This is a genomic window from Paenibacillus sp. FSL R7-0210 (assembly GCF_038009085.1).
Lineage (GTDB): Bacteria > Bacillota > Bacilli > Paenibacillales > Paenibacillaceae > Paenibacillus_AQ > Paenibacillus_AQ silagei.
The window spans coordinates 3,239,343-3,254,753 of record NZ_JBBPAR010000001.1; the positions used below are offsets into that span (position 1 = coordinate 3,239,343).

Here is a 15,411-nt window from a genome sequence, read left to right on the forward strand (position 1 = left end):
GCCCTCCTGAATGAAAGAATCATTGTATCCATTTGTATATTTTACCATGCTGCCCCTTATATATAAAGCAAATGGACCACGCAAACAAAGCCGCAGCCCCAGGCCACAGCTTGTTCACCTTCCTAATGCTCAGCGTGCTCCTCAGCTCACATCAGGCGGGATGCGCCGGGCGATGCCGGTGGCGATAGCTGCCCGGATGACAGCCAGACGTACCTGCTCCACGACCTTTTCGTTGAAAATGCTCGGAATAATATATTGCTCATTCCTTTCATCCGGGTGCACCACTGCTGCAATGGCCTGCGCCGCTGCCAGCTTCATCTCCAGATTCACCGTCTTGGCCCTGCAGTCCAGCGCCCCGCGGAAAATCCCCGGAAAACAAAGCACGTTATTAATCTGGTTAGGGTAATCGCTTCTGCCGGTTGCCAGCACCCGGACGTAAGGCTCCGCCAGATCCGGTTCAATCTCCGGGGTCGGATTAGCCATAGCGAACACGATGCTGTCCTGGGCCATGCTCTGCAGATGGCTAACCTGCAAAATCCCTCCCCTGGATACGCCGATGAAGACATCTGCCCCGCGCACCGCCTCATCCAGTCCTCCGCTCAGATTCTCGGGGTTCGTTGCTTCGGCCAGCCAGCTCCATTCAGGATTGGTGTAGGCTTCGCTGCGGTTCAGAATCCCTTCCTTGTCTACTGCGTAGAGCTGCTTCGCGCCAGCCGCCAGCAGCAGACGGCAGATCGACACACCTGCCGCACCGATGCCGACGACTACAATTCTGGAGTCTGCAATCGACTTCTCCACGACCTGGAGCGCGTTCAGCAATCCGGCCAGAGCAACTACTGCCGTTCCGTGCTGGTCATCATGGAAGACTGGAATATCCAGCTCCGCCGACAGCCGCCGTTCAATCTCGAAGCAGCGCGGAGAGCTGATGTCCTCCAGATTGATCCCTCCGAAGCCGGGAGCAACCGCTTTCACAATCTGAATGATTTCTTCCGGGTCCTTGGTATCCAGACACAGCGGGAACCCGTCAATATCCGCCAGCTGCTTGAACAGCATGGCCTTGCCCTCCATCACCGGCATCGCCGCCTCCGGTCCGATATCGCCAAGCCCCAGCACTGCGGTGCCGTCGGTGACGACCGCTACCGTATTTCTTTTCATCGTCAGGGAATACGCCTTGGACGGATCTTCGGCAATCGCCGTACAGACACGGGCAACACCAGGGGTATACACCAGTGACAGATCCTCCCGGTTCTTGATCGGCATCTTCGGGGTGACCTCGATTTTGCCGCCGAGATGGGCCAGGAAGGTTCGGTCGGAGACATTGATGACTTTGATTCCAGGCATATTCTTCAGCACACTTATAATCTCTTCATTCGCCGCATCCTGCACATTCACAGTCAGGTCACGGGTCGTCACATCCTTGCCGCCACGGATTACGTCAATCGCTACAATATCGCCCCCGGCTGCTGCCAGCCTGGACGCCACATCACCAAAAGAAGCTTCGGCCTTGCGGATTTCAAGCCGGATAATCATCGTTGTTGCAATGGACATAGAGTATGCCTCCCTCATCAGACGGATGAATTCTATCCTCAATATACTACAGTTCACATGTTGTTCACAATTAAATCCGGGTTAACCGGGAATTTCCCAGTTTTCAGCCAGCTTTAACAGCTCTGCTTCCGCAGCCTCTTCATCTTGCCCCAATACTTTTGCTTCTATATAGTAGGTGACCGTATCATCGCTGTCACTCTTGCCGGGACGTTGATAACACAGCCAATAATAAGTAACTTCAGGAGCAGGATAGACCGCGCTTCCCCCCTGTACGAACTTGATCAGCTCCCCTTCACCTTCCGGAGTCGGCACCGGCTTCCTCCATAGCAATTCTGTATGATTAGGGATGCTGATATAATTACCCGGACGGATCTGATCGCCAAGGGACAGCTCCAGCTGATCTTGAGTCACAGACTCCAACCCTTGCAAATACCGCGTAGGCTCGTCCTCACTTAGACGCAGCCGGTGTACCGCCGGGGCGGAATCAGATGCTGCGAACCCGTATAGCGCTCCTCCGCCCAGAACGAGACAGATTGCTGTGGTAAGCACGGTTTTACGTATTTTCACTCTCATATAAACGCTCCTTTGTAAGCATTTAGTGTAGGATATCATTGTGTTTCCTTAATTGACAGGGCACAATAGTAATGGCGCGAAGCCTATGAATTCTTATCTTTGAACCAAACAAATATAACACGGATTAGGAGAGAGAAGATATGATGAACCCTTTTCAAGCATTGGTAGTGGACAAGACAGAACCATTCTCCGTAGAGGTCAGACCGGTATCGCTGGAGGAACTGCCTGCCGGTGAAGTGTTAATTAAGGTAGCTTATTCCAGTGTAAACTATAAAGACGGGCTGGCAAGCATCCCGAATGGGAATATTGTGCGAAATTATCCGTTCATTCCGGGGATTGACCTGTCAGGGACGGTAGTCTCATCGAAGGACAGCCGGTTCCGCGAAGGCCAGTCTGTCATTGCCACCAGCTATGGGATCGGTGTCTCCCACTTCGGCGGCTTCAGCGAATACGCCCGCATCCCTGCGGACTGGGTTATTGAACTGCCAGAAGGCTTGACGCTGCGGGAAGCGATGATCTACGGCACAGCAGGATTCACGGCGGCACTGTCTGTGCAAGCACTGGAAGCTCAAGGAATGACCCCTGATCAGGGAAAAGTGCTCGTCACCGGTGCCACCGGCGGTGTCGGAGGTGCGGCAACCGCTATCCTGGCGAAGCTGGGCTATCAGGTCACTGCCAGTACCGGCAGAACGGATGAAGCCGGATATCTGCAGGCGCTGGGCGCTGCTGAGGTGATCTCCCGTGAAGAGGTCGCGGGCAGTGCGGTGAAGCCGCTGGACAAGCAGCTCTGGCAGGCCGCAGTAGATTCAGTCGGGGGCGCCCCGCTTGCTGCGGTCCTGAGCAAAATCGCCTACGGCGGCGCAGTGGCCGCAAGCGGCTTAACCGCAGGCACGGCTGTCCCGACCACCGTCCTGCCGTTTATCCTGCGCGGAGTCAGTCTGCTCGGCATCGATTCCGTAGCTTGTCCTATGGAGAAACGGGCCAAGCTCTGGCAGCGCATGGCAGGTGACATGAAGCCGGAGGTGCTGGATACGCTGGTGGACCGTGAGATTTCCCTGACTGAGCTGCCTGCGACGCTTCAGGATATTCTCCAGTCGGGCACCCGGGGCCGGGTGCTTGTCCGCTTATCTTAGAAATTAACCTTGACCCTGAAGTATACTTCAACCTTTATACTCTAGTTATTCCAGATGAATAGAGTTGGAGGGAGTACAAATGAGAACATTTGAGATTATAGTCATTGTGGTGATTCTGGCTGTTACAGCAGGAATGATAGGGACCAAGAAAAACCGGAGACTGGATACCCTTATGCTGCTGGCTGTCGTTATGGCTGTGGTGATGCATGGGGTGCTGGAGAATTACCGTATCCAGATGGCTCCGGCCTACGCCGCAGTGCTCGGGCTGTTGAGCATACTCGGATTCAGACTTGTGAAGCGTCCCCGGACGGGCCAGCCTAAGCAGTATGCGAAGTTATGGAAGAGTCTACTGCTTATTCTCGTCCTCCTTCTTTCAGGAGTATCCATCTATGCGTCCAGGCTGCTGCCGATGTTCACGCAACCTAAGCCAACAGGGCAATATGCCATCGGGACGATCGCACGCGAGCTTACCGATGAGCAGCGTGACGAGACGCTGAGCGCTGAGGAAGGCGGCAAACGTAAGCTGATGGTTAATGTATGGTATCCGGCCGATCCTGACCAGACTGAGGGTAAGCCTAAGGAGCATTACCCTTCCGCACTAGGCGAAGCCATTAGCCTTGTATTCGGATTGCCGAAACAGCTATTCAGCCATGTGACCGATATTCCTACTCATGTTACAGACGGAGTGAAGCTATCGGCACAAGAACCCAGCTATCCGGTCCTGCTGTTCTCGCCGGGAATCCGCTCTACCCGATTCCAGAGTATGTCGATTATCGAAGAATTGGTCAGCCACGGCTATATTGTCGTAGGGATCGATCATCCTTACACCTCAGCCAAGGTCACTTACCCGGACGGCGCTTCGGCCTACTACGTGCCTGATCCAAAGTTCGATACTTCCGGAGAGCTCTACAACTACAATGTGAGCGGAATTGCCATCCGTACAGCGGACGCCAGCTTTGTGCTGGACACCCTGACGGCTTGGAATACCCAAGACCCGAATGGATTGTTCCAAGGCAGGCTTGATCTCAGCCGTGCGGGGATCTTCGGCCATTCCTATGGCGGGGCGACAACCGCCGAAGCTTTAGCCCAGGACAAGCGGTTTAAGGCCGGTGTCAGTCTGGAAGGCGGGTTCTGGGGCAAGGTTGCCCGTGAAGGGCTGACGCAGCCTTTTATGTATATGATGTCCGGAACGACTGCGCAGAATCTTGCACATCCCGAAGCGAACACAGATCCCCTGATCTATGAAGAATTCACGCCGGATCTGAAGTCAGTTATGAGCCGCAGCACCCGGGATACCTATTATCTGACAGTGGATCATTTCATTCACCAGAGTTTTACGGATATAGCCCTGCTGTCGCCCTCCTTATTCGCCAATGGCCTTGATCCGGTGCATACTGTAGATATAAGCAGAACCTATGTCCTGTCATTTTTCGATCAGTATCTGCTAGATGAGCCGCAGGCGCTGCTGAACGGTCCATCGGCCGAATACCCGGAAGTAACCTTTGAAGCGGCCTACACGCACAAGAGACCATAGGAGCAGATAGATATCAAAATACAGGAGGTAATGCCAGATGAAGGGAATGACCCGTGGTGAGCTGGCGCGGCAGGCGGGGCTGAGTGCGGCAACCATCCGTTATTATGAGGACAGCGGCATCCTGCCAGCCCCGGAACGGACCGCTAAGGGATACCGGATCTACTCTGCAGATATTCTGGTCAAGCTGAAGTTCATCAAGGATGCCCAGTCCCTGGGCTATTCACTGAAAGAAATCCAGGCGGCGCTTGCCCTGCTCGGCTCGAAGATGGATGAAGATACCTTAAAGGAACTCGTCCGCGACAAAATCACCGAAATCGACGAAAAGGTTGCTGCCCTGTACGCTATTCAAAACATGCTGGCCGGTCTGCTTGAGACCCCGCAGGAGGATATTCAGAATTATCTGCGTTCCTTCCAGGTTCCAGATCAGCATCATTGAAGACAAGTTATCGTGTGAAACATATAATTTCTTATATTTGCAAAAAAATCGGCAGCGTCATTCTGCATTCACAGAATACGCTGCCGTTTGTGCCCTCTGGATCTCTGTTACTCGGCCCCCGCCTCATGCACTGCTTGCGGAGGAGCCTGGACGTATTGCTGCTGGCGGTAGGGCTGGGCATACGGCTGAGCATAATAACCGTGTACCGCCATCGGCTGGTATCCGAAGGATTGCGGAGCCTGCTGCGGGTGCATGTAAGGCGGCATGTTCGCATTAGCCATCATCGGCGTCATATTGGCAGGAGCGATGTGGGTTCCCTTCATATTCTCGGCTGCCGCCTTCACAGGAGGACAGCAATCCGCAGGCGGACCAATGAAGGTCTGAGGCTTCACCGGAGCGAGTGCTTCCTTAACCAGCGCTTCATTAAGGCAGTAGGTATGTGCCAGCACATTAGCCGGGGTTAAGCTCAGAAGATCCGAGCCGAGGATGACCTCCGGTGTTGGAGCATCGAAGATCGCCAGCAGATGGGTGCAATCCATCGTGGCCACTTCATAATGCCACCAGCCCTGCGGCACATTGGCAACCTGGCCCGGGGTGATCGGAAAATGCAGCAACTCGTTCGTAAACGGGTTGATCAGCGACACCACAGCCGCGCCCGAGATACAATACACCAGCTCAGCGGCATTTTGATGATAATGCGGCTCGACCACATTGGATCTGCTGAGATAGATATCGAGCAGCGAGGTATTCTCCAGGGTGTTCAGATTTTTGATGCCCAGTACGTTGATATAATTGCAGTCATCCTTCTTGAATAAGGTGTTGCCGTTCATATCAAACGTAAACTGTGTATTGGGCGACGTATAGTCCGTATAAGAGGTCACACAAATCCGTCCTTTCCTCGGGGCCGTTTTTTATCGTTCTGGTTATAGGATATGTATCCGCCCATGCCCAGGTGACGATGAATAGCTCCGCCGCACAGTAAATTTGCCCCTTAAGCCGAATAATTAGCTGGACAGGTCAATTCGACAATGGATTGGGCGGACGGGCTGGGCTGGATGAGGCTGCAACCATAAAAGGAATAACGTCTCACATGCCCCGCAGCCTCACGAATGTATACTGTTTTCATCATACATTTTGACCGGCGCCCCACTTCCGCCCGAATGTATGCTGTTTTCCACATACATTTTGCCCGGAGCCCCACTTCCGCCCGAATGTATGCTGTTTTCCGTATACATTTTGACCGGAGGCCCCGTATCTGCCCCAATGTATGCTGTTTTCCACATACATTCGGGACACCACGCCCATTGTATTCGGTTTTTCGTATACACTCCAGACTCCACGTATACTCGCCGGGCCTCCACACCCTTTTCAGGTCCCGGACAAAATAAAAAGACGGCGGGTAAACACCCTCTCCGTCTGTTCATGGTAAACCAAAGTTGTCCTTTACCAGCCGCTTCGCTGGATCAATGCTGTAATCTGGGCGATGTGATGGCGGCTGTGCCAGATGTACCTCTCCACTGCGGTATCCAGTGTCATCTCACCAAGACCACCGCTTACAAAGGTCCGGTTATAGTCCTCAGGCTGCAAGGATTCCAGTAAGTTCGCGAATCTGCGGTTAAGCAGTCCGATGAGCTGGAGTGAGGATTCCACCGGTTCGTTGGAAGAATCGCTCAGCTCCGCCCACAGATCCTGTCTGTAGCTTGGAACCTGCGGTGCTTCCTCCGTCAGCCCCCGCTTGAAGCGGAGGTATGCATACATGCCCGTATCGGCGAGATGATGCACGACCTGAACCACAGTCCAGCCGCCCGGCCGGTACGGGGTCTGCTGCTGTTCCGCCGTTAGCGGTTCTACTGCTGCCCGCAACTCCTCTGCCAACTGCCTAAAGACCGCAACCGATGCTTCCCGCACTTCTGCTGTCCGGTTCCCCTTAGCGGCGAATCTTCCAATCGGGTATTTTAACAACTCCAGCTCCTGCTCTTCCACATTGTCGTTCATTTCGCTCACAGCTCCTTTGTTATTGTTGTTTGGATATCATACCATTTTCGGGTGACAACAGCGCATAGGCCTCTTCCAGTGTTCCCGCCGTAACATCCGGCTTCACTTCCAGCTCCCAGGGCTGTCCGTTCCGGTTAAGCCAGCAGGACTTGATTCCGGCTCTGGCTGCTCCAAGAATATCTGACGCAGAATCTCCAATATGGATAATTTGCTCCGGCTCCACATCATAATGGGCTATCACCTCAGTAAACATACGGTTATGCGTGTCATTCTTATACGACTGATACGTCTCCGAAGTGAACAGCGAGATGGGATAATTCCGGTAGAACTCAGGAAGCATAAGATCATCTGTATCACTTACAATACATACCTGATAATCCCGGCATATGCGCTGTAAGAAAGTCTCGGTGTCAGCGTACATTTCAGACAGCCGATGCTGGGCAAAGAGGTTATCCACTGCCTGCCAGCAATCGTAATCCAAGCCGGACTCCTGGAATACGCTCTGAAACCCTCTGTAATAAATCTCTCTGCTGCTGATAAAAGTACCCGCCTCCCGGGCTTCGCAGGCTGCTGCATAATAACGGCTCAGCAATTGCTTACCGAGCTGGAGTGCCCTTGCTTCACTGAACTTCTGCTGGAGAATCGGCCTCCAGACCTCTGCCCGCCTGCTCTCAATATTCACCAAGGTCTGGAACATATCCAGACTAATCACTTTGAATGACTGCATGGGCCCGTCTCCTTATCTGATCAGCAATTGAATCTTGCCGTCACGAACAATGCCGGTGAATTCCAGTAGATCGTTACCTCGTTCGTGGAATAACTGTCCTCGTGATCCGCGTAACACTGGGCTGCGGGTTTGCGCCGCAAATGCTTCTTCACATATTCATCATGCAGTCCCCGGTCCGGGCCGCCAACCACCAGGCCCGGAACCGGCTCAAGCACATGATCGCCCACAGAAGGGCGGTGATGGGGATGCATGACCGCGTGTTCGCCGAACCCGCTCACATAGCTGATTCCCAGCACATTGCGGCCCAGCAGGTAATGCAGATGATCCAGAGCACATGCAGCATATTCCTGTTCCCCGCTGAAATGTTCCGCTGCCAGCAGCAGCATGGCATGGTTCATGACCAGCATATTGCTGCCCCAGATATAATCCTGCTCCAGCAGCGAGATTCTGTAGCCGTCATGACGGCTCTGCCGCAGCAGGCGGTCTGCTTCTGCCAGCAAGCCCTCCCTTAGCTCCGCATACAAGGATGGCAGCGTACCTGCTTCCCCTATGAGCAGGTAAGCCAGTGTGCCATAGCCGCCCATATCCCCCCAGCCGAAGCTGTATTATGGGTAACGGCAGCTTGGCAAGCTCAAGAGCAGCACTGTGGAATTGTTCATCTCCTGTCGTGCGGAATAGCTCTGCCGCTGCCCAAAAGCGCTCGTCACTGTCTACCTTATCACCGTATTCCCCTGTGGTAATCCCTCGCGGATTGGTGAAGCCCGGCACATGCGGATGCGCAGTCAGCCAGCTCCAGGCAGCCCACGCGGCTTCCAGACACCGCGCCGCATATGCCTCATCGAACGGCTTGTAGATCCGTGCCGCCATAGCCATCACACCGGCGAAGTCCCCGGTAGCAGCCGCAGAGACCGGCGAGAAATACAGCTCCCCAGTATCCTCCTCCGGCATCACATCAAGTCCGGGGAAATGCGCTGTGGTCAGCTTGTGGTAGACTCCTCCGCTGCCGGACTCCTGCATTTTGAATAGCCAATCCAGCTCCACGGTGCATTCCAGCAGGACATCCGGCAGGCTGCCATCACTCTCCGGTAGTGTATGTACACCAGCAAACGCTGCAGGATACAGCTCCCAGGCCAAAAGAAGATCCGCTACGGCCTTCGCTCCAGGACCGGAGTATTTACCATAGTCTCCTGCATCGTGCCACCCTCCGCTGCTGTCCAGTCTCGACCCGGGCTGGCCGATGACTGTACCTTCTGCCAGATGGCAGGCTTTATGCCCCCAGGCTCCCGCATACTCTCCCTCAAGCTCCACGCCGCAGCGGTAGTAATAGAAGGCTTTCAGCAATCCCCGCTGCAGCTCCTTATACGGCTTGTCTGCAATAACAAATGCAGCGGACTGTTCACCCTCCGCCCCCTCGATCCGGTACTTTCCGGGTGAGGTAAGCGCGGAGAAATCTCCGCTGCGCACACGGCAGCCGCTGGGCTTATCCTCAATATAAGCTCCCGTCTGTCCGGTGAATACCACATCCCCACTTCCTGTGTCAATTACATGATATCCGAGGGTGTCCCCGGAGAACAGAGCCAGCTTATCTCCTCCGCTTGAATATCCCGCCTGGTTCACTACAATGGTACGAAGACGCTTGTCACTCATCCTGTAACCGCTCCCTTGTTCATAGTCTCCGCCAGAAACACTGCTACACCATCATCATTATTGGATGCTGTAATTACATGTGCAACTGCCTTAAGCTCCTCTTGGGCATTCTCAACGGCAACACTCGTCCCGGCAGCAGCGAACAGCCCCAGATCATTCAAGTGATCGCCGAACACCACAATTTCCGTGGCAAGAAGCCCCATATGCTGTGCCCATAGCTTAAGCCCTTGACTTTTATTCGCATTCGGATGGCTAAATTCCAAAAAATAATGTTCCTCTATGTATATATCCCTCATAAAATGAATATGAACTTCTGCGCCAAAGCGCTCAAGTACCTTCTGGTGAAGAGGCTCCAGCTCCTCCATCCTGCCTATAAAAGTCATTACAACGGTCCGGTGCCCGGCAGGGCATTCAAGCATCTCTACCTCACGGAAACGCACATCATTCTTACGGGAATTATAGAATTCCACATCGCCAGTCCGGGTAGGAGCTTCATACAACACCCGCTCATTGCCTGCTCCATCCAGCAGAAAATGGAAAGGGGTAATTCCATAAGCCCGGCCCAGCGTTATAATTTCCCCGGAAATAGCCGGATCAAGCCAATAGCCGTCAATCACCCTACGTGCTACGCTGTCATAGATAAGTGCACCATTATAAAGAATCACCGGATATCTCCAGGGAATATCCGCCACTACGCTGTCAGCACTGATAAATCCTCTTGCTGTTGCAAAGCTGATAATCATTCCCTGTTCCATCGCTTCTGTAATCACCTGTATAGTGTATGCAGACAGCTTTTGTTCCGAGTTCAGCAGCGTTCCATCCAGATCAGTAACGTAGGCTTTTCTATGCATGAGCCTTCTAACAACCACCCTCCATCATCTATTCCTTCAACAGCTTAACAAAGTTATCCGGCAGACTGAACTGTTGATTGTTAAGAATCATATCCCGCAACTCGGAGAATGGATCTTCGTCCTCCTGCGAATCCTTGATTTCCTTAATTTCACGGTGCAGCCGCTCCATCTGCAGATCGAGCTCGTACGCCTTGTCAGCCGCATTCTTAAGTTCACGGGTCAGATGCTCGGGAACCGCCTGGCTGTATTTATAGAAGATTTTATGCTCCAGACTGGCCCAGAAATCCATAGCAATCGTGCGGATCTGTACCTCAACACAGACATGCTCCTGACAGTCCGACATGAATACGGGAACCTCGATAAGCAGATGCAGACTCTGATAACCGTTGGGCTTCGGGTTTTTAATGTAATCCTTAACCTCAAGCACCTTGAGATCGTCCTGCTTCTGCAGCATGGCGCTAACCTGATAAATATCCGAAATGAATGAACAGGTGATCCGCAGTCCGGCGATATCCTTGATACTGGATCTGATCTGCGGGAGGGACAGTTCACTGTTCTTGCGCAGCATTTTCTTCATAATGCTCTCCGGGGATTTGATCCGGGACTTGGTATGCTCAATCGGGCTATAGTCGTGAAGCAGCTGGAATTCCTCTTTGAGGATATCAATCTTGGTCTCCATCTCGGCAAGAGCGAACTTGTAAATCATCATAAAGCGGGTAAGCTCATATTTGAGCTGCTTCAATTTCTCTAACTGGTTGTCGGTATGCATCTTCATTTCTCCTTTGTGCTGCTGTACAGAATGACTATAATCTCCATACAACTCTTCCATCTCTCATTAATCATAGCCAATCTATGACGTGAACACAAACCTTCCTCCGGTCACCGGAACTCCTGCGTGCAACCTCCTTTCTTCTCTCTGCCTACGAAAAAAAGCCAAACCGTCCAAAAGGACAGTCTGGCCGTTCTTTAGAAGCGGGCGCTGTTGACAGCGCCTCTTCATCCGGTTATTCAGTTCACCACTTCATCGATGGATAGGCTGCGTTCACGCGACAAATCCCGGAAGCCCTCGCCTACTTTTACCAGCGGCTTAAAGAGGTCCAGCGGGTTGTTCATGACGATCATACCCACTTCTCCGTTGCTGAGCTGTACATTCTTGCCCACGAAGCTCGGCAGTAAATGCCCGGTCAATGCCTGCACCACCGTCTCATTCAGCTTGCCGAAGCCCATCTCATGCACCTTGCGCAGCACCGTAACCAGCCCCTGCTTGGGACGGTTCGCAGTAGAAGTGGTGAGCGACATATAGATGTTGGCTACCGAAACAATCTGGGCGTATGGATGAATCTCTTTTTTGAGCAGCTGATTGGGATAGCCTGAGCCATCCTCGTACTCATGATGCTGTAGAGCTACCAGCGCGGTAACCTCGTCCATCTGGGAGCCGCGGATCAGATCATAGCCATAGAAGGTGTGGCGCGCCAGCTCATCCTTCTCGGAATCCGTCAGCAGACCCTGCTTGTTCAGGATCGATAGTGGCACTTGGCTTTTGCCGATATCATGCAGATAGCCCGCACGGCTGATCTGGTAACGCTCCTCCTTGGAGTAACCCATCCACGCTGCAATGTAATAGGATAATAAGCCCACCTGTAATGAGTGGTGATATGTATCGATGTCATCCCGGTCCAGCAGGAGCAGCAGGGAGACAACATCCTTTTGCCCCTCCAAGGTCTCCAGAAGCGGCTTCAACGTATCATCGACTGCAGACTGCGAGAAGCTGCCCTTCGTCAAGGCTTCCAGAAAAATCGCTTCATAATTCAAAATAGCGAGATCAAAATCATCGTGCAGCCCGTGGCTGGGCGCAGGTTCAGCGTCCGTATACAGCCCGTTGCGCGGCTCGATATCGACATAATCAATTTTGTGCCGGATCAGGATACTAATCTCTTCCCGCTCCACACGAGTCCCCTTGGGGAGAACGTGCAGCCCTACACCATTGAAAGTGTCTGCCATGAGACAATCACCGTGCTTCAGATCCGTGACATGTACTTTCAAGTACCAGCACCCCTTTTGTATTAAATATAAGAACTTACAGGTTTCACACGGTAACTTATCCTTCTATTTCTCGCTGAAACGTGCCGTCCTTGAAAGGACGGCCAAGCTGTTTCCGCTTGATAGGAATATTCCGTTATGCTCCACTTGATCATAGTCAACAGACGGTAAAGTAACAATCCGGTCAAAGTCACAAACTCCCCGTAATCTAGTGCTATAGAATCCCTGTCTTTAGACGCCTTTCCATATTCTGTTCAGAGCCATCTGACAAATCTCTTGTATTTTAGCCTAATTTCGTTCTCTTCCGCCCAGTTCATTAGTCTCTTCCTTCCCGCTGCCGTGTCTTCTGTGAACCTGAAACAGAGATTAACCGGGACAATCCGTTTGCCAGCAGGCAATATTCCTACTATCGGACCATCTATGTAAATGGCCTTAATCCCTTGCGCGGAGATGCGCTTTTTGCGAATAATAAGCGAATCTGTCCCCCACTGAAGCTGACCTTCCTTACGCAACGCGTTGATGAGAATGAAGAGGCAGGCCGCGATGCTGAGTCCAACCCATACCTGTATGATGTAGTTTAAATAGAAATGTCTATCCGGGTCGGGGTTAGGGGGCAGTCTCAGAATAATAATGGGAATTAGCACACCTATCAAGACTCTAACAGGGTTAGGCGCTTTGATTCGGTCGGTTATGGCTAGAGAATCTCCGGTCAACGTATTCAACCTCCATCCGGCTAATTTGTAGTATAATCGCTAATGCAGTCCGACACTTTGTCCAAGGAGGATCATTCCATTATGTATGAGCATCTCGTCATCTTTCGCTTCAATGAGCAATTCGAACCAAGCCAGGAGCAAGCCCTGTTACAAGCACTGCTGGCGCTGAAAAAGCAAATCCCCGGCATCATTGACCTTACAGCAGGCGTTAATGTAACCGAGGAGCAGGAGAATGTCCACGGCTATACGCTGGGGCTCCGCGTGACCTTTGAGAATCAGGAAGCCCTGCGTGCCTACGGGCCGCATCCGGCCCATCAGAAGTTCGTGTCCATGCTGGACGGAATTCTGGAGAACGTTGTGGTGGTCGACTACCCGATTTAGAACAACTGGTTCACATCGAACAGCACCTTGCCGATCAGCGCATCCTTGTCTACGAACGGAGTCTCCCATAGGTGAGCATCATAGCTGACGTTACGGTTGTCGCCCAAGAAAAAATACTGGTCTGCGGGAACGGTGACCGGCCCGAAGCTATAGGTCATCTTTTCCTGCAGGTATGGCTCATCGACCGCCTCATGGTTACGATACAGGGTGCCTTCCTTGATCTCAATCACATCGCCCGGCAGTCCGATCAGCCGTTTTACATATCTTTTATGCGCATCTTCAGCGACCGGCGGATGGAACACCACGATATCACCATGCTTCAGCGAGGTATTCCAGAGCATTTTGTCTACCACAAGCCGGTCGTTAATCGCTATCGTCGGAATCATCGAGCCGGTAGGTACACGCATTGCTTCTGCTACGTAAGTACGGATAAATAGGGATAGAATAATGCCAATGGCAATACTCGGCACCCACTGCTTCAAGAATTTTTTCAACTTCCTTCACCTCAGATTCGTATAATTAACCTTCAAAATGCTCAATAATCTGTGACATTTCCAGCTCCGCGTCTACTAGAGAGTGCTTCGGCAGATAAATCACCAGCAGGCCGCCGAAGATCTGCTCCCATCTACCCCCATGCTCTGTAACCCGCTCCGTGAAGCTGCGGATCTCGCCGGAAGCCGCCGCCTCTTTGCTGAGCAGCCAGGCATACCGGACAAGTCCGGACTTCTTCACCGTCTCAACGTAATAAGCGATCCCCTCACGCTCACTCACTCGGATAATATCGCCAAGCGCAATCCCCGGGTTGAAAATCGGCGTCTCCTCAATCCGGTAGATATCCTTGTCGACCCGGGTCACATCCAGCACCTCAATCTCCCGGCCTTGCTCATCAAAGCATATATGTAATCCAACCGTTCCCGGCAAAAGCCTCCACCTCAATTCTGTTCTGTCATGCTATCATTTCATCGCCCGAAGTGACCTCGAAATGATGCCCTCGAGCACCTTCCAGGGAAGCAGGGCCTTGCCGATCATCAGCACCCGCGAGCCCCGGCCTACAGGATAGCGTAGCTTCGGCGCACGTAAGGCAGTGATCCTTCCAATCAGATCAGCCACCTCCTGCGGATCGGGAGCCGTCTCGGACGCCCGCCGGGAGTACCGCAGCACCTCTTCAAGCCTGGTGTGATACGGGGAGCCTTCACTTCTGTGCATCCCCGTAATCCCTTTGTCCCAGATGGGGGTACGGAAGGAGCCCGGTTCAACCAGTACAACGCGGACGCCAAAAGAGAGCATCTCCTGGCGCAGACTCTCGCTGAACCCTTCCACCGCAAACTTCGAGGCGGCATACGGACCATAGCCCGGGAATCCGCTCAGGCCGCTGACACTGCTCACGTTAATGATCAGGCCGCTGCGCTGGACCCGCATGTGGGGAAGCACCGCCTTCGTTACGGCAACCAGTCCGAAAAAGTTGGTCTCCAGCTGCCGCCGCCATTCCTCCATGCTGACCTCCTCCACGAATCCGCCTACGGCGAAGCCAGCATTGTTCACCAGCACATCCATTCTGCCGGCAAGCTCAAGACTCTCCTGAATAGCAGATGCAATCGAAGCTTCGTCCGTGACATCCAGTGCCAGCAAATGAATGCGCTCCCGTACCCCCGCCTGTTCAGCTTGCTGAACAAGCTCCTTGCTGCGGCCAAGATCCCGCATGGTGGCAATGACCCGGTACCCTCTGCGGGCCAGCGTAATTGCGGTCAGCAGCCCAAATCCGCTGGAGGTCCCTGTAACCAGCGCAACCGGATCAATTCCTTGGGGCTGGACTAAATTATTGTTCATGGGACA

18 protein-coding genes are annotated in these 15,411 nt (G+C 53.0%); 4 read left to right on the forward strand and 14 right to left on the reverse strand.

Going from position 1 to position 15,411, the window contains the following annotated elements; all coding sequences use genetic code 11:
- Nucleotides 1–141: 141 nt before the first annotated feature.
- The gene (locus MKY64_RS14175) at nucleotides 142–1,548 is read right to left on the reverse strand and encodes an NAD-dependent malic enzyme (RefSeq protein ID WP_036729678.1); all 1,407 of its coding nucleotides are present in this window, start codon (nucleotides 1,546–1,548) and stop codon (nucleotides 142–144) included.
- Nucleotides 1,549–1,629: 81 nt separating this feature from the next.
- On the reverse strand, nucleotides 1,630–2,121 hold the full coding sequence (locus tag MKY64_RS14180) for a hypothetical protein (RefSeq protein WP_340953617.1): 492 nt from the start codon (nucleotides 2,119–2,121) through the stop codon (nucleotides 1,630–1,632).
- A 140-nt stretch (nucleotides 2,122–2,261) separates the two neighbouring features.
- On the opposite strand from MKY64_RS14180, the gene MKY64_RS14185 reads away from it, so the two are divergent.
- From MKY64_RS14185 to MKY64_RS14195, 3 genes are all read left to right on the forward strand, one after another.
- Nucleotides 2,262–3,254 (forward strand): acrylyl-CoA reductase family protein, encoded by a 993-nt coding sequence (locus tag MKY64_RS14185; protein WP_340953619.1) that lies wholly within the window; start codon nucleotides 2,262–2,264, stop codon nucleotides 3,252–3,254.
- Between the two features lie 79 nt (nucleotides 3,255–3,333).
- A complete protein-coding gene (locus MKY64_RS14190; RefSeq protein WP_340953621.1) occupies nucleotides 3,334–4,788 on the forward strand; it encodes an alpha/beta hydrolase family protein in 1,455 nt (484 codons plus the stop codon).
- Between the two features lie 37 nt (nucleotides 4,789–4,825).
- Nucleotides 4,826–5,224 (forward strand): MerR family transcriptional regulator, encoded by a 399-nt coding sequence (locus tag MKY64_RS14195; RefSeq protein WP_076074036.1) that lies wholly within the window; start codon nucleotides 4,826–4,828, stop codon nucleotides 5,222–5,224.
- Nucleotides 5,225–5,331: 107 nt separating this feature from the next.
- Here the strand turns inward: MKY64_RS14195 and MKY64_RS14200 are convergent, their stop codons facing one another.
- From MKY64_RS14200 to MKY64_RS14240, 9 genes are all read right to left on the reverse strand, one after another.
- Nucleotides 5,332–6,105, reverse strand: coding sequence for a cupin domain-containing protein (locus MKY64_RS14200; RefSeq protein ID WP_445671700.1), 774 nt, complete (start codon nucleotides 6,103–6,105; stop codon nucleotides 5,332–5,334).
- A gap of 562 nt (nucleotides 6,106–6,667) precedes the next feature.
- On the reverse strand, nucleotides 6,668–7,219 hold the full coding sequence (locus tag MKY64_RS14205) for a YfiT family bacillithiol transferase (RefSeq protein ID WP_340953624.1): 552 nt from the start codon (nucleotides 7,217–7,219) through the stop codon (nucleotides 6,668–6,670).
- A gap of 19 nt (nucleotides 7,220–7,238) precedes the next feature.
- The gene (locus MKY64_RS14210) at nucleotides 7,239–7,946 is read right to left on the reverse strand and encodes an HAD family hydrolase (RefSeq protein ID WP_340953627.1); all 708 of its coding nucleotides are present in this window, start codon (nucleotides 7,944–7,946) and stop codon (nucleotides 7,239–7,241) included.
- Between the two features lie 20 nt (nucleotides 7,947–7,966).
- Nucleotides 7,967–8,512, reverse strand: a complete 546-nt coding sequence (locus tag MKY64_RS14215) for a glycoside hydrolase family 9 protein (RefSeq protein ID WP_340958081.1) — start codon at nucleotides 8,510–8,512, stop codon at nucleotides 7,967–7,969.
- A complete protein-coding gene (locus MKY64_RS14220) occupies nucleotides 8,403–9,593 on the reverse strand; it encodes a glycoside hydrolase family 9 protein (protein ID WP_340953630.1) in 1,191 nt (396 codons plus the stop codon). The genes MKY64_RS14215 and MKY64_RS14220 overlap by 110 nt, the downstream gene beginning before the upstream one ends.
- The gene (locus MKY64_RS14225) at nucleotides 9,590–10,444 is read right to left on the reverse strand and encodes a Cof-type HAD-IIB family hydrolase (RefSeq protein WP_340953633.1); all 855 of its coding nucleotides are present in this window, start codon (nucleotides 10,442–10,444) and stop codon (nucleotides 9,590–9,592) included. Before MKY64_RS14225 ends, MKY64_RS14220 begins: the two co-directional genes overlap by 4 nt.
- A gap of 28 nt (nucleotides 10,445–10,472) precedes the next feature.
- Nucleotides 10,473–11,213 carry a GTP pyrophosphokinase gene (locus MKY64_RS14230; RefSeq protein ID WP_076074027.1) on the reverse strand — a complete coding sequence of 247 codons (741 nt, stop codon included), beginning with the start codon at nucleotides 11,211–11,213 and terminating at the stop codon, nucleotides 10,473–10,475.
- A 239-nt stretch (nucleotides 11,214–11,452) separates the two neighbouring features.
- A complete protein-coding gene (locus tag MKY64_RS14235) occupies nucleotides 11,453–12,487 on the reverse strand; it encodes an HD-GYP domain-containing protein (protein WP_340953635.1) in 1,035 nt (344 codons plus the stop codon).
- 251 nt (nucleotides 12,488–12,738) lie between these two features.
- Complete coding sequence (locus MKY64_RS14240; RefSeq protein WP_340953637.1) at nucleotides 12,739–13,197, reverse strand: hypothetical protein; 459 nt, start codon at nucleotides 13,195–13,197, stop codon at nucleotides 12,739–12,741.
- A gap of 81 nt (nucleotides 13,198–13,278) precedes the next feature.
- Between MKY64_RS14240 and MKY64_RS14245 the strand changes: the two genes are divergently transcribed.
- On the forward strand, nucleotides 13,279–13,578 hold the full coding sequence (locus MKY64_RS14245; protein ID WP_340953640.1) for a Dabb family protein: 300 nt from the start codon (nucleotides 13,279–13,281) through the stop codon (nucleotides 13,576–13,578).
- Here the strand turns inward: MKY64_RS14245 and lepB are convergent.
- Genes lepB through MKY64_RS14260 form a run of 3 tightly spaced genes read right to left on the reverse strand, consistent with a single transcriptional unit; the run spans nucleotide 13,575 to nucleotide 15,405 of the window.
- Nucleotides 13,575–14,072, reverse strand: coding sequence for a signal peptidase I (gene lepB / locus MKY64_RS14250; protein ID WP_340953643.1), 498 nt, complete (start codon nucleotides 14,070–14,072; stop codon nucleotides 13,575–13,577). The genes MKY64_RS14245 and lepB overlap by 4 nt on opposite strands.
- A 25-nt stretch (nucleotides 14,073–14,097) precedes the next feature.
- Nucleotides 14,098–14,499, reverse strand: a complete 402-nt coding sequence (locus MKY64_RS14255; protein ID WP_339313834.1) for a DUF4265 domain-containing protein — start codon at nucleotides 14,497–14,499, stop codon at nucleotides 14,098–14,100.
- Between the two features lie 33 nt (nucleotides 14,500–14,532).
- Entirely contained in the window at nucleotides 14,533–15,405 is an 873-nt protein-coding gene (locus MKY64_RS14260; RefSeq protein ID WP_340953645.1) for an SDR family oxidoreductase, read from the reverse strand.
- Between the last annotated feature and the right edge of the window lie 6 nt (nucleotides 15,406–15,411).

Coding starts and splice junctions, on each gene's coding strand:
- MKY64_RS14180 (WP_340953617.1), bottom strand. CDS start 2,121: ATGAGAGTGAAAATACGTAAAACCGTGCTTACCACAGCAATCTGTCTC.
- MKY64_RS14225 (WP_340953633.1), bottom strand. CDS start 10,444: ATGCATAGAAAAGCCTACGTTACTGATCTGGATGGAACGCTGCTGAAC.
- MKY64_RS14190 (WP_340953621.1), top strand. CDS start 3,334: ATGAGAACATTTGAGATTATAGTCATTGTGGTGATTCTGGCTGTTACA.
- MKY64_RS14230 (WP_076074027.1), bottom strand. CDS start 11,213: ATGCATACCGACAACCAGTTAGAGAAATTGAAGCAGCTCAAATATGAG.
- MKY64_RS14260 (WP_340953645.1), bottom strand. CDS start 15,405: ATGAACAATAATTTAGTCCAGCCCCAAGGAATTGATCCGGTTGCGCTG.
- MKY64_RS14220 (WP_340953630.1), bottom strand. CDS start 9,593: ATGAGTGACAAGCGTCTTCGTACCATTGTAGTGAACCAGGCGGGATAT.
- MKY64_RS14195 (WP_076074036.1), top strand. CDS start 4,826: ATGAAGGGAATGACCCGTGGTGAGCTGGCGCGGCAGGCGGGGCTGAGT.
- MKY64_RS14245 (WP_340953640.1), top strand. CDS start 13,279: ATGTATGAGCATCTCGTCATCTTTCGCTTCAATGAGCAATTCGAACCA.
- MKY64_RS14185 (WP_340953619.1), top strand. CDS start 2,262: ATGATGAACCCTTTTCAAGCATTGGTAGTGGACAAGACAGAACCATTC.
- MKY64_RS14205 (WP_340953624.1), bottom strand. CDS start 7,219: ATGAACGACAATGTGGAAGAGCAGGAGCTGGAGTTGTTAAAATACCCG.
- MKY64_RS14175 (WP_036729678.1), bottom strand. CDS start 1,548: ATGTCCATTGCAACAACGATGATTATCCGGCTTGAAATCCGCAAGGCC.
- MKY64_RS14210 (WP_340953627.1), bottom strand. CDS start 7,946: ATGCAGTCATTCAAAGTGATTAGTCTGGATATGTTCCAGACCTTGGTG.